Origin of the sequence: Sphingomonas pollutisoli (assembly GCF_029167165.1) — a bacterium.
Lineage (GTDB): Bacteria > Pseudomonadota > Alphaproteobacteria > Sphingomonadales > Sphingomonadaceae > Sphingomonas > Sphingomonas pollutisoli.
This window is the reverse complement of the sequence record NZ_JARFNJ010000003.1, coordinates 542897-555250: the sequence shown is the minus strand read 5'-3', so window position 1 is coordinate 555250 and position 12354 is coordinate 542897. Positions and strand designations below refer to the sequence as shown.

Genomic DNA, 12354 nt, shown 5'->3' with positions numbered 1-12354 from the left:
TTCCCCTCAATGGATGAAGATGACGGCGAGGATCAGCGGCAGCGCGAGCCCGAGCCCGACCATCGGCCAGGTGAGCGGCCGCCGCCGCGCGTGGAGTTGGAGCAGCAACAGCCCGGTCAGCGAGAAAAGCACGCAGGCGGCGGCGAAAACGTCGATGAACCAGAACCACACCCCGCCGGTGTTGCGGCCCTTGTGGAGATCGTTCGCCCAGGCGATCCAGCCGCGATCAGTGACCTCCGAGGTCGCGACGCCGGACGCGCGCGCGATGCTGATCCACGCGTCGCGGCCCGGCCCCGGCATCGCGACATAGACCTCGTTGTCGGACCAGTCAGCGGGCCGGCCGCGCGCGTCGAGGTGGAGGCGCAGCGCGAGATCGTCGGCGACCGCATCGGGCAGCGGCGCGTCGGCGGCGTGCGGCGCGGCAAGCAGGCGCATCAGATGCGGCGGCACGGTCGCCTTGGCGGTGGTGACCACGGGTGTGGCGGCGATGCTCGCGGCGTGGTTGAGCGTGATGCCGGTGATCGCGAACAGCAGCATCGCGGCGAGCGACACCGCCGCGCTGATCCAATGCCAGGTGATGAGCTGCTTCATCCACCATGCGCGGAACTTGGGTTTGGCGCGCGGTGGAGACACCGCCACCGGGGCCGCCGCGCGCGCGCCGGATTCGGCCAGACCATCCTTCAGCAAAGCGCCCATCCCGACTCCGAACAGCCGCGCCAGCGCCGCCGATCCCCGATTTCGGGAGCGTGGTACGGTTTATGCGAGTGGTTCGCAATAGCTAAATCGTAGACTGCTGCGACCTTTTCTCCTCCCTGAAAGGGAGGGGTTGGGGGTGGGTTGGCTCCCGAGGAAGCGGAAGGCCCGCCACAAGCCAACCCACCCCCGGCCCCTCCCTTCCAGGGAGGGGAGAAGAGGGCGAGGGAGGACGGTGTTTCACTTCACCTGCTGCTTCTCCAGCTTCCGCGCCAACGTGCGCCGGTGCATCCCCAGCCGGCGCGCGGTCTCCGAGATGTTGAACCCGGTTTCCGCCAGCACCTCATGAATACGCTCCCATTCGAGCGTCTTGATCGATGTCTGGCGCTCGCTGATCGGCGCGTCGATGTCGCCGCGCGTCTTGCGGAACGCCGCCTCGATATCGTCGGTGTTGGAGGGCTTGGCGAGATAATGCGAGGCACCGAGCTTGATCGCTTCGACCGCGGTCGCGATGCTGGCATAGCCGGTCAGCACGACGATCAGCATCGCGGGATCATGCGCGTGCAGCGTCTTGACGCAGGCTAGGCCCGAGGCCTGGCCGAGCTTGAGATCGACCACCGCGAAGCCGGGACGGTGCTCGGCGAGCAGTGTGTCGAGCGCTTCGGGACTGTCGGCGGTGAGCACGGCATAGCCGCGCCGTTCGAACGAGCGCTTGAGCGTGCGCGCGAAGGCTTCGTCGTCCTCGACGATCACGAGCTTGCGATCAGGCATCGGGCGTCTCCGTATCGAGCGCGAGCGAGGCGATCGGCAGCCTCAGCGTCACCTCGGCGCCGCCCTCGTCGCGGTTGCGCGCCGTCACCGAGCCGCCCAGCTTGCGCATGACGTTGACGACGAGGAACAGCCCGAGCCCGCCCCCTGGGCGCTGCTTGGTCGATTGATAGGGCTTGCCGAGATTGGCGAGCATGTCGGGCGCGAAACCCGGCCCGGCATCGCGCACGCTCAGCCGGATCGCGTCGCCGGCACGCTCGACGGCGAGGCCGATGCCCTGGGGCGAGACTTCGGCGGCATTGTCGAGCACGTTGCAGATCACCTGTTTGAGCGCGGTATCCGAAACGATCGGCAAGTCCGGGCCGAACGCATTGTCATAGGCGAGCGGGGTGGTGCCGCGCGCGCGCCAATAGTCGACCAGATCGGCGAAGAAGCCGTGGACGCTGGTGATCTCGGGCGCTTCGCCGCGCGCCTCGCCAGCCGACATCAGGATGCCGGTGACGATCGCCTTGCAGCGTTCCACCTCGGCCTGCATCTCGGCGACGTCCTGCGCGAGTTCGGGATCGGCGGCGAGCCGGGGCATCCGCCGCCAGTCGCCGAGGATCACCGCGAGCGAGGCGAGCGGGGTGCCGAGTTCGTGCGCCGCGCCCGAGGCGAGCAGCCCGATCTGGAGGATATGGTCCTGATCCGCCGCGCGCTGGCGCATGTCGGCGACATAGGCGTCGCGCGCGCGCAGGTTTCCGCTTATCCGGGTGACGAACAGCACCAGCAGCACCGCCACCAGCGCGAAACACGCCCAGGAGCCGACGATGTGCAGCCCGAACGGATCACTGGCGAGGCTGATCGGCAGGTCGAGCGGGCGGAAGCGGCGCATCAGCAACGCGAACGCGCCGCAGGTGACCGCCACCAAGGCCCAGCTCGACCAGCGGCCGAGCAGGATCGCGCCGAGCACGACTTGCAGCAGGAACAGCGATACGAACGGATTGGTCGCGCCGCCGCTCAGGTAAAGCTGCGTGGTCAGCGCGGCGACATCGAGCAGCAGGGCGAGCAGCAACTCGCTGTTGGTGATGGTGCGGCGCTGGCGGAGCAGCGAGAGGCTGGCGAGGTTGACCAGCACCAGCGCCGCCAGCACCAGCGCCATCGCACGCAGCGGCAACTCCACGCCCATTCCGAACTGAACGAGCAGAATCGTCGCGAGCTGCCCCGCCACGGCCAGCCAGCGGAGCTGGACGAGCAGCACCATGTTCTTGCGCCCCGCCGCATCGGCGGAGAGCAGCGCCGCGACCAGCGCGAGCCGGGTCGGCTCGCGCGGCGGCCCGGCCGCGACGCTCACCGCGCCGCCGCGGCGCGGCGCACGCGGCGCTCCTCGCGCGCGACGATGACCGCGCCGATGGCGACGAGCGCGGCGAGTCCGAACCAGGTGAGCGCGTAGATGAGATGGTTGTCGCTGAACCTGACCACGGTCAGCCCGCCGACCGGACCGCCGGGATTCGAGGACGCCGCATCGGCATCGACGAAATAGGGCGCTACCGGCGCGAGGTGGCGTGCCCGTGCGATCGCCGCGACGTCGCGCGAGAACCAGTGGTTCGCCGCCGGATCGTTCGCGCGCAGGAAGCCACCGCCCGGTTCGGTGAGCCGGAGCAGCCCGGTCACGCGCGCTGGCCCCGCCGGCGCAGGCGCGACGGCCCGCGCGACGAACCCGCGGTTGACCAGCACGATGAAGCCCTGTTCGCTAACGAGCGGCGACAGCGCCCAGAAGCCGGGGCCGCGCTCGGTCACGGCTTTGACGAAGGTCTCGCGACCGGGGAGGTACTGGCCGCTGAGCGCGACGCGGAGATAGGCGTCGCGCGCGTCGATTCGCGGCCATTCGGCCGGCCCCGGCGGGGCGACCGGCGCGGCATGGAGCCGCGCGTCGACCTGCGCGATCAGCGCGTGTTTCCACGCGCGCCGCTCGACCTGCCAGATCCCGAGCGCGACCAGCGCGCCGAAGAGCAGCGCCGCCACGCCACCCAGCAGGATCAGCGTGGCGGGAGAACGCGGCGGTCGCTCGGGAGCACCGCCGCCGGCCATTACGGCATCTGGCGCATGTCCTCGACGGACATCGGCATCATGTTGGTGTTCATATTGTACATCACCCAGAGCGAGCCGCTCAGCGTGATGACCAGGACGACGACCGTGAAGGCCAGCGCCATCATGTTCCAGCCCGCTTCCGACTTGCTGTCGAGATGGAGGAACAGGATCATGTGGACGACGATCTGGATCGCGGCGAACGCCATGATGACATAGCCGGTGGTCTCGTTGGGCAGGACATGCGCCATCACCAGCCAGAACGGGATCGCGGTGAGCACCACCGACAGGCCGAAGCCGAGCAGATAGCTGGCGTAGGTGCCGTGCGCCGCGCCGCCTTCGTGGTCGCCTTGGCCGTGCGGCTCGCCGGCCGCATGGGGGGCATGTTGGTGCGCGCTCATCGCAGCATTCCCATCAGATAGACAAAGGTGAAGACGCCGATCCAGATCACGTCGAGGAAGTGCCAGAACAGGCTGAGGCACATCAGGCGGCGGCGGTTGGCGGGGATCAGCCCCTTGGTGGCGATCTGCACCATCAGCGTGAACAGCCAGATCAGGCCGAAGGTGACGTGCAGCCCGTGCGTGCCGACCAGCGTGAAGAAGGACGACAGGAACGCGCTGCGCTGCGGCGTCGCGCCCTCATGGATCAGCGAGGCGAATTCGGTCAGCTCGATCGTGAGGAAGGCGATGCCGAACAAGGCGGTGACGAACAGCCAGAGCTGCGTCTGGCCGGCCTTGTTCTGGTTCATCGCGAGCATCGCGAAACCATAGGTGATCGACGAGAACAGCAGCATCGCGGTGTTGAGCGCGACCAGCGGCAGCTCGAAGAGCTGGCGCGGGCCGGGGCCGCCGGCATAGCTGTGGCCCAGCACGCCATAGGTCGCGAACAGCATCGCGAAGATGAGGCAGTCGCTCATCAGGTAGATCCAGAAGCCGAGCAGCGTGCTGCCGCCTTCGGGATGATCGTGCTCGTCGAGGTCGTAGAAGGCGATCTGCGCGTCGCCGTTCGCGGTCATGGTATCAGCCGACATGTCTCAGGCCTCCGCGGCGAGCTGGCGGGTGCGCTCGTTCTCGACGCGCGTCACGTCCTCGGCGGGGATGTGATAATCGCGCTTGTAGTTGAAGGTATGGAAGATCGCGACGCCGAGCAGCGCGACGAAGCTCGCGATCGCCAGCCACCACACGTACCAGATCATCGCGACGCCGAGCGCCACGCTCAGGCCGGCGAGGACGATACCGGCCCAGGTGCTGCGCGGCATGTGGATCGCCTTGAAGCCGCTGGTCGGACGGACCGCGCCGCGCTCCTGCATGTCCCACCACGCATCGGTGTCGTGGACGATCGGGGTGAAGGCGAAGTTATACTCCGGCGGCGGCGACGAGGTCGACCATTCGAGCGTGCGCCCGTGCCACGGATCGCCGGTGGTGTCGCGCAGCTTGTCGCGGTTGAGGATGCTCACCGCGATCTGGATGAGCAGCGCGCCGATCCCGATCGCGATCAGCACCGCGCCGAACGCCGCGATAATGAACCAGATCTGAAGCGACGGATCATCGAAGGTCCGCAGCCGGCGCGTCACGCCCATCAGGCCCATGATGTAGAGCGGCGTGAACGCGACCCAGAAGCCGCTGACCCAGCACACGAAGCTGATCTTGCCCCAGAACGGATCGAGCCGGAAGCCGAACGCCTTGGGGAACCAGAAGTTGATCGCCGCGAACACCCCGAACACCACGCCGCCGATGATGACGTTGTGGAAGTGTGCGATGAGGAACAGCGAGTTGTGGAGCACGAAGTCGGCCGGCGGCACCGCGAGCATCACGCCGGTCATGCCGCCGATCACGAAGGTGACCATGAACGCCACGGTCCACAGCATCGGCAGATCGAAGCGGATACGGCCGCGGTACATGGTGAACAGCCAGTTGAAGAGCTTGGCGCCGGTCGGGATCGAGATCACCATCGTGGTGATGCCGAAGAAGCTGTTGACGCTCGCGCCCGACCCCATCGTGAAGAAGTGGTGCAGCCACACCAGGTACGACAGGATGGTGATGACGACGGTCGCGTACACCATCGACGAATAGCCGAACAGCCGCTTGCCCGAGAAGGTCGAGGTCACTTCCGAGAACACGCCGAACAGCGGCAGGATCAGGATGTACACCTCCGGGTGGCCCCAGATCCAGATCAGGTTGACGTACATCATCGGGTTGCCGCCGAGCGTGTTCGTGAAGAAATCGGTGCCGACGTAGCGATCGAGGCTGAGCAGCGCGAGCACCGCGGTCAGCACCGGGAAGGCCGCGACGATCAGGATGTTGGTGCACAGCGCGGTCCAGGTGAAGATCGGCATCCGCATCAGCGTCATGCCCGGCGCGCGCAGCTTGACGATCGTCGCGATCAGATTGACGCCCGACAGCAATGTGCCGACGCCGGCGACCTGCAACGCCCAGATATAATAATCGACCCCGACCCCGGGGCTGTACGCCACCCCCGACAGCGGTGGATAGGCAAGCCAGCCGGTGCGCGCGAATTCGCCGACGAACAGCGACATCATCACGATCACCGCGCCGCCGGCCGTCATCCAGAAGCTGAAATTGTTGAGGAACGGGAAGGACACGTCGCGCGCGCCGATCTGGAGCGGAACGACGAAGTTCATCAGCCCGGTGACGAACGGCATCGCCACGAAGAAGATCATGATGACGCCGTGGGCGGTGAACACCTGATCATAATGGTGCGCGTTGAGATAGCCTTCGGAGCCGTGGAACGCGATCGCCTGCTGCGCGCGCATCATGATCGCGTCGGAGAAACCGCGCAGCAGCATGACGAGCCCGAGCACCATGTACATCACGCCGATCTTCTTGTGATCGACCGAGGTGAACCACTCCTTCCAGAGATAGCCCCACAATTTGTACCACGTCAGCGCCGCGACCAGCGCGATGCCGCCGAGCGCGACCGCGCAGAAGGTGCCGACGACGATCGGCTCCTGGAGTGGCAGCGACGCGATCGTGAAGCGACCGAAGATCGGGCTGATCGGAACGAACTGGGGTGACATGGACATCGCTTCTTACAGACGGGGTTGGCTGGCGGTCGCGGCAAGCGCCACGCCGGCTGAAGGGGCGGCCCGGCGCGGCAGGTCGGCGCCGGTCAGGCCGGCGGTGTCCGGCTTGGCGGCGGGCGACGGCTGCGGCACTGGCGAGTGGCCGGGCATGGGCATCGGATGGCCGCCGGGCATCGGCATCGGGCCATGCTCGTTCGCGTTCGACTGGCTGTCGCGCGCGGCGTCGGTGCGCATCATCGCATCGGTGCAGACCGAGCCGGGCTTGACGCAGAAGTTGACCGCGGCGCGGAACAGGCCGGGTTCGACGGCGGCGAAGCGCTGTACCGGCACATGCTCGCTCGGGCGTTCGAGCTGGAGATAGGCGGCGCGGTCGAGCGTGCCGCCCGCCGCCTTGTTGCGCGCGACCCAGCCGGCGAAATCCTTGTCGGTCATGCCGTAGAAATGGAAGTGCATGCCCGAGAAGCCGGCGCCGCTGTAATTGGCGGACATGCCGGTGTAATCGCCGGGCTTGTTGATGACCGCGTGCAGCCGCGTCTCCATGCTCGGCATCGCATAGATCATGCCGGCGAGCGCGGGGACGTAGAAGGCGTTCATCACCGAGGACGCGGTGATCTTGAAGGCGATCGGCCGATCGACCGGCGCGGCGAGTTCGTTGACGGTCGCGAAGCCGTATTCCGGATAGATGAACAGCCACTTCCAATCGAGCGCCACCACCTCGACCTCGAGCGGCTTGACGCCGGGCGCGACCGGCTTGCCCGCGACGGTGCGCTCGATCGGCCGATAGGGATCGAGCAGATGCGTCCCCACCCATGTCACCGCGCCGAGGCAGATGATGATGAGCAGCGGGGCCGACCAGATCAGCAGCTCGAGCTGAGTCGAATGGTCCCAATTGGGCTGATAGTTCGCGTCCGTGTTCGACGCGCGATAGCGCCAGGCGAACAGCGCGATCATCGCGATCACCGGCACGATGATGAGCAGCATCAGCACGGTCGCGATGATGAGCAGATCGCGCTGCTGCGCAGCAACGTCTCCGGCCGGGTTCAGGACGACCATGTTGCAGCCGCCGAGCAGGAGGCTGGTCGCCAAGATCATGAAGGGCCGCATCATCGTGCGGACTCGAAGGGTGGGAGCACTCTCGGGCATGGGGCGGCGCCTAGCATGGCTGCCGCGCCGCAACATAGGACATTTTGTCCAATCCCGCAGGTGCGAGCAATATCGGAGAGGCGCGACTTGACCGCGCGGACCCAATCCGCGATCGACTCGCCGTGTCGTCCGCGCGGCGCGTCGCCTTCTGGAGTCGTGATATGAGTACGAAGAGTATCGGCAACCCCCACGCCGACACGCCGCCCGGAGGCCACGGGCGCGGTACGCATGGCAATGTCGGCCAGCACGGCGACATCGCGCCGGCGGAGATCGCGATCGGCGTCGTCATCGGGCGCACGTCGGAATTCTTCGATTTCTTCGTGTACGCGATCGCGTCGGTGCTGGTGTTCCCGCAACTGATCTTCTCCGATGTCGACCGGCTGACCGGTACGCTCTATTCGTTCGCGATCTTCGCGCTCGCTTTCATCGCGCGACCGATCGGTTCGCTGATCTTCATGACGATCGACCGTTTATACGGCCGCGGGACCAAGCTGACGATCGCAATCTTCATGCTCGGCGGCGCGACCGCGGCGGTCGCCTTCCTGCCGGGTAGCGAACAGATCGGCAAGACCGCCGGCATCCTGCTCGCGGTGTTCCGCATCGGCCAGGGCCTCGCGCTCGGCGGCGCATGGGATGGCCTGTCGTCGCTGCTCGCGCTCAACGCCCCCGAGAACAAGCGCGGCTGGTACGCGATGATCCCGCAGCTCGGCGCGCCGCTCGGGCTGATCGTGGCGAGCGCGCTGTTCGCCTTCCTCGTCTCGACGCTGTCGCCGGGCGACTTCATCGAATGGGGCTGGCGCTATCCGTTCTTCGTGGCGTTCGCGATCAACGTCGTCGCGCTGTTCGCGCGGCTGCGCATCGTTTCGACGCCCGATTACCAGAACCTGTTCGAGAGCCGCGATCTCCAGCCCGCGCCGGTGTTCGAGACGGTCTCGTCGCAGGGCCGCAACATCATCATCGGTGCGTTCGCGCCGCTCGCGAGCTTCGCGATGTTCCATATGGTGACGGTGTTCCCGCTCTCCTGGGTCTTCCTGTTCACCAAGCAGAACCCGGCGCGCTTCCTCGAGATCGAGATCGGCGGCGCGGTGGTCGGCCTCATGGCGGTGCTCGCCTCGGGGCTGCTCGCCGACCGGTTCGGGCGTCGCTCGGTGCTCGGCGTGTCGGCGGTGGCGATCGCGGCGTTCAGCGGCTTCGCCCCGCAGCTCCTCAACGGCGGCGACGTGGGTGAGGTCATCTTCATGGTGTTCGGCTTCGCGATCCTGGGGATCGGCTTCGGCCAGTCGTCGGGCGTCGTCGCGGGCAATTTCACCAGTCATCATCGCTATACCGGCGCGGCGCTCACCTCGGATCTCGCCTGGCTGGTCGGCGCGGCGTTCGCGCCGCTCGCCGCGCTGCTGCTGGCGAGCCATTTCGGCGTGCTCGCGGCGGGCGCCTACCTGCTCTCGGGTGCGGTCGGCACGATCGCCGCGCTGTTCGTCAATCGCGAGTTGGGGCAGAAGTTCTCCTAAGCGAACGCTTCGGCGGCGAAACACGAACGGCCCGCTTTCCACGAGGAGAGCGGGCCGTTTGCGTTCACATCCCCACCCGTTCGTGCTGAGCGACGTCGAAGCACGTTCCACAAGCGCCATCGACCGGGCACGCCCTTCGACTGCGCTCAGGGCGAACGGGGTACGGGGAAGGACCACCCGCCCTCCGACCCGCTAACGGCCAGCGCGCGACACGAAGCGTCCCGCTCTCCATGAGGAGGGCGGGCCGTTTGCGTTCAACTCCCCACCCGTTCGTGCTGAGCGCAGTCGAAGCACGCCCCCCCCCAAGCGCCATCGACCGGGCACGCCCCTCGACTGCGCTCAGGGCGAACGGGTGAGAGGGGAGTCCGCGTTATCAATCGTTCGTGCTGAGCGCAGTCGAAGCACGTGCCGAGTGCGCGCCCGCTCAGGGCCGGCGCGTCATCCGCTCCAGCGCGGCGTCGAGCGTCGCGTCCTGTTTGGCGAAGCATAGCCGCACCACGTTGGTCACCGGCGCCTCGGCGTAGAAGGCGCTGACCGGGATCGTCGCGACGCCCGCCTCCGCGATCAGCCATTCGGCGAAGGCGACATCGCCCATGTCGACGCCCGAGGCGGCGAGGTCGATATTGAGGAAATAGGTCGAGGCGCAGGGCAGCACGGCATAGCCGAGCCGCTCCAGCCCGTCGCGCAGACGGTCGCGCGAGCGCTGGTAGCCGGCGCGCATGTCCTCGAAATAGCCGATGTCCTTGCCCAGCCCATAGGCCGCGCCGGCCTGGAGATTGGGCGGAGTGGTGAAGGTGAGGAACTGGTGCGCCTTGGCCAGCACCGCCGCGAGGCGCGGCGCGGCGCACATCCAGCCGACCTTCCATCCTGTCAGCGAGAAGATCTTGCCGGCCGAGCCGATCTTGACGGTCCGATCGCGCATCCCCGGCTGCGCGATCAGCGACTCGTGCCGCGCGCCGTCGAACACGACATGCTCCCACACCTCGTCGCAGATCGCGATCGCGTCGTGGCTGACGCAGAAATCGGCGAGCAGCGCACGTTCGTCCGGGGTTGCGAGCGCGCCCGCCGGGTTGAGCGGGGAATTGACGATGATGAGCCGGGTCCTGTCGCTCGCGACCGCCGCGAGCGCCTCGGCGGTGATCCGCCAGTCGGGGGGCGCGAGCCGCACCAGCTTCGCGACCCCGCCCGCCCGCTCGACCAGCGGCAGATAGGCGTCGTACAGCGGCTGGAACATCACCACCTCGTCGCCGGGCGAGACCAGCGCGAAGATCGCGCAGGCGAGCGCCTCGGTCGCGCCCGAGGTGACCACCACCTCCTCCGCTGCGAGATCGAGCCCTTGATGCGCGCGGTAATGCTCGACAACCGCCTGCCGCAGCGAAGCGGTGCCGAGCATCGGCGGATACTGATTCGAGTCCTCGATGAGCGCGCGCGCCGCCTCGGCGAGCACGTCCTCGGGGCCGCGTCCGTCGGGGAAACCCTGGCCGAGATTGATCGCCCCGCTCGCCCGCGCGCGCGCCGACATCGCCTCGAAAATGGTGGTGCCGAGCTTGGTGTAGACGGGGTTCATGGATGTTCTCTCTTGATCGGCTCGGGACGAACGAACGCTGCACGCCGCGCTACAGGAACAGCTCCGCGAGGAAATCGCGCATCGCCCGCCAACTGCGCTGGTCCGCCAACGCGCGATAGCCGAAGCCGGGGCGCTCGGGCGCGTCGCGGTCGGTGAAGGCGTGGCCGGTGCCGCCGAAGGCGAGCAACTGCCAGTCGGCCTGCCCCTCGGTCAGTTCCTGCGCGAGTCCGGTCACGGCTTCGGGCGGTCCGAGCGGATCGTCCCAGCCGTGGCAGATCAACAGTTTCGCGGTGATCGGGGTGACATTGGCATAATCCGGCCGGTCATAGACGCCGTGGAAGCTCACCACGCCGCGCACGCCGAGGCCGGCGCGCGCGATATCGAGCACGCAGCCGCCGCCGAAGCAGAAACCGATCGCGGCGAGCCGCGCCGGATCGACCCGGTCGAACCCGGCGAGCGCCGCGAGCGACGCCGCCAGCCGCTCACGCAGCAGCGCGCGGTCGGCCCGCAGCGCGTTCATGTACACGGCGGGATCGGGCGACTCGCGCGTCGTGCGTTTGCCCTGACCATAAACGTCGCCCGCCAGCGCGACATAGCCGAGCGCGGCGAGATCCTCGGCCTTGCGGATATCCGCCTCCTTCTGGCCGAGCACGTTGGGGACGACGAGCACACCGGGGCGCAGCGTCCGCACCTCGTCCTCGAACGCGATCACGCCTTCGAACGGGCCGCCGGGGCCGTCATAGATCAAGCTCTGCCGGATGATCGCCATCGCACGTCTCCTTCACATGCCGACCTGCCACGGCGCCCAGTGCGCGCGCAAGTTGCCTCGGCGCGATCAGCCGCTAAGGACAAGGCGAACACCAGCAGAGGGGAAATCCATGCCCAGCCTCGTCCTGATCCGCCACGGCCAATCGGCCTGGAACCTCGAGAACCGCTTCACCGGCTGGTGGGATGTCGATGTCACGGAGAAAGGCGCCGAGGAAGCGCGCGCCGCCGGACGGCTGATGGCCGAGAAGGGCCTCGATTTCGATCTGTGCTTCACCTCGCTGCAAACCCGCGCGATCAAGACGCTCAACCTCGCGCTCGAGGAGATGCAGCGGCTGTGGCTGCCGGTCGAGAAGGACTGGCGGCTCAACGAACGGCATTACGGCGGGCTGACCGGGCTCAACAAGGCCGAAACCGCCGCCAAGCACGGTGACGAGCAGGTGCATATCTGGCGGCGCAGCTTCGACGTGCCGCCGCCGCCGCTCGAAGCGGGCAGCGCGTTCGATCTGTCGGGCGACCGCCGCTACGCGGGCATCGCCATCCCGGCGACCGAGAGCCTGAAGGACACGATCGCGCGCGTGCTGCCCTATTGGGACAGCCGGATCGCGCCCGCGCTCAAGGCGGGCCAGCGTGTGCTGATCTCGGCGCACGGCAATTCGCTGCGCGCGCTGGTCAAGCATCTGTCGAAGATTCCCGACGACGAGATCACCGGGCTCGAAATCCCGACCGGGCAGCCGATCGTCTATGACCTCGATGCCGATCTCACCGCGACCGACCGCTATTATCTGAGCGAACGCTAA

12 protein-coding genes are annotated in these 12354 nt (G+C 67.5%); 2 read left to right on the top strand and 10 right to left on the bottom strand.

Annotated features, from left to right (window positions below; all coding sequences use genetic code 11):
- Nucleotides 1-6: 6 nt before the first annotated feature.
- From PX554_RS08945 to cyoA, 8 genes are all read right to left on the bottom strand, one after another.
- Nucleotides 7-696, bottom strand: coding sequence for a PepSY-associated TM helix domain-containing protein (locus tag PX554_RS08945; RefSeq protein ID WP_275500821.1), 690 nt, complete (start codon nucleotides 694-696; stop codon nucleotides 7-9).
- Nucleotides 697-933: 237 nt separating this feature from the next.
- Nucleotides 934-1464: a response regulator transcription factor gene (locus PX554_RS08940; RefSeq protein ID WP_275500819.1), complete on the bottom strand. Its 531-nt coding sequence runs from the start codon at nucleotides 1462-1464 to the stop codon at nucleotides 934-936.
- The gene (locus PX554_RS08935; RefSeq protein WP_275501008.1) at nucleotides 1457-2704 is read right to left on the bottom strand and encodes an ATP-binding protein; all 1248 of its coding nucleotides are present in this window, start codon (nucleotides 2702-2704) and stop codon (nucleotides 1457-1459) included. The genes PX554_RS08940 and PX554_RS08935 overlap by 8 nt, the downstream gene beginning before the upstream one ends.
- 86 nt (nucleotides 2705-2790) lie before the next feature.
- Entirely contained in the window at nucleotides 2791-3531 is a 741-nt protein-coding gene (locus tag PX554_RS08930) for an SURF1 family protein (protein ID WP_275500816.1), read from the bottom strand.
- Nucleotides 3531-3929 carry a cytochrome o ubiquinol oxidase subunit IV gene (cyoD, locus tag PX554_RS08925; RefSeq protein WP_275500814.1) on the bottom strand — a complete coding sequence of 133 codons (399 nt, stop codon included), beginning with the start codon at nucleotides 3927-3929 and terminating at the stop codon, nucleotides 3531-3533. Before cyoD ends, PX554_RS08930 begins: the two co-directional genes overlap by 1 nt.
- On the bottom strand, nucleotides 3926-4558 hold the full coding sequence (gene cyoC / locus PX554_RS08920) for a cytochrome o ubiquinol oxidase subunit III (RefSeq protein WP_093226039.1): 633 nt from the start codon (nucleotides 4556-4558) through the stop codon (nucleotides 3926-3928). The genes cyoD and cyoC overlap by 4 nt, the downstream gene beginning before the upstream one ends.
- A 3-nt stretch (nucleotides 4559-4561) precedes the next feature.
- Nucleotides 4562-6565 carry a cytochrome o ubiquinol oxidase subunit I gene (cyoB, locus tag PX554_RS08915; RefSeq protein WP_420833436.1) on the bottom strand — a complete coding sequence of 668 codons (2004 nt, stop codon included), beginning with the start codon at nucleotides 6563-6565 and terminating at the stop codon, nucleotides 4562-4564.
- A gap of 12 nt (nucleotides 6566-6577) precedes the next feature.
- Entirely contained in the window at nucleotides 6578-7678 is a 1101-nt protein-coding gene (cyoA, locus tag PX554_RS08910; protein WP_420833435.1) for a ubiquinol oxidase subunit II, read from the bottom strand.
- 197 nt (nucleotides 7679-7875) lie between these two features.
- On the opposite strand from cyoA, the gene PX554_RS08905 reads away from it, so the two are divergent.
- Complete coding sequence (locus tag PX554_RS08905; protein WP_275500810.1) at nucleotides 7876-9222, top strand: MFS transporter; 1347 nt, start codon at nucleotides 7876-7878, stop codon at nucleotides 9220-9222.
- A gap of 424 nt (nucleotides 9223-9646) precedes the next feature.
- On the opposite strand, the gene PX554_RS08900 is transcribed toward PX554_RS08905, so the two are convergent.
- Nucleotides 9647-10789 (bottom strand): aminotransferase, encoded by a 1143-nt coding sequence (locus PX554_RS08900; RefSeq protein WP_275500808.1) that lies wholly within the window; start codon nucleotides 10787-10789, stop codon nucleotides 9647-9649.
- Nucleotides 10790-10838: 49 nt separating this feature from the next.
- Entirely contained in the window at nucleotides 10839-11558 is a 720-nt protein-coding gene (locus PX554_RS08895; protein WP_275500806.1) for a dienelactone hydrolase family protein, read from the bottom strand.
- 109 nt (nucleotides 11559-11667) lie between these two features.
- On the opposite strand from PX554_RS08895, the gene gpmA reads away from it, so the two are divergent.
- Nucleotides 11668-12354 (top strand): 2,3-diphosphoglycerate-dependent phosphoglycerate mutase, encoded by a 687-nt coding sequence (gpmA, locus tag PX554_RS08890; protein WP_275500804.1) that lies wholly within the window; start codon nucleotides 11668-11670, stop codon nucleotides 12352-12354.

Bases quoted from the DNA above. Each gene is read 5' to 3' on its own strand.
- gpmA (WP_275500804.1), top strand. From the start codon at position 11,668: ATGCCCAGCCTCGTCCTGATCCGCCACGGCCAATCGGCCTGGAACCTC.
- PX554_RS08945 (WP_275500821.1), bottom strand. From the start codon at position 696: ATGGGCGCTTTGCTGAAGGATGGTCTGGCCGAATCCGGCGCGCGCGCG.
- PX554_RS08930 (WP_275500816.1), bottom strand. From the start codon at position 3,531: ATGGCCGGCGGCGGTGCTCCCGAGCGACCGCCGCGTTCTCCCGCCACG.
- cyoD (WP_275500814.1), bottom strand. From the start codon at position 3,929: ATGAGCGCGCACCAACATGCCCCCCATGCGGCCGGCGAGCCGCACGGC.
- cyoA (WP_420833435.1), bottom strand. From the start codon at position 7,678: ATGATGCGGCCCTTCATGATCTTGGCGACCAGCCTCCTGCTCGGCGGC.
- PX554_RS08935 (WP_275501008.1), bottom strand. From the start codon at position 2,704: ATGGTGCTGCTCGTCCAGCTCCGCTGGCTGGCCGTGGCGGGGCAGCTC.
- cyoC (WP_093226039.1), bottom strand. From the start codon at position 4,558: ATGTCGGCTGATACCATGACCGCGAACGGCGACGCGCAGATCGCCTTC.
- PX554_RS08900 (WP_275500808.1), bottom strand. From the start codon at position 10,789: ATGAACCCCGTCTACACCAAGCTCGGCACCACCATTTTCGAGGCGATG.
- PX554_RS08895 (WP_275500806.1), bottom strand. From the start codon at position 11,558: ATGGCGATCATCCGGCAGAGCTTGATCTATGACGGCCCCGGCGGCCCG.
- PX554_RS08940 (WP_275500819.1), bottom strand. From the start codon at position 1,464: ATGCCTGATCGCAAGCTCGTGATCGTCGAGGACGACGAAGCCTTCGCG.
- PX554_RS08905 (WP_275500810.1), top strand. From the start codon at position 7,876: ATGAGTACGAAGAGTATCGGCAACCCCCACGCCGACACGCCGCCCGGA.
- cyoB (WP_420833436.1), bottom strand. From the start codon at position 6,565: ATGTCACCCCAGTTCGTTCCGATCAGCCCGATCTTCGGTCGCTTCACG.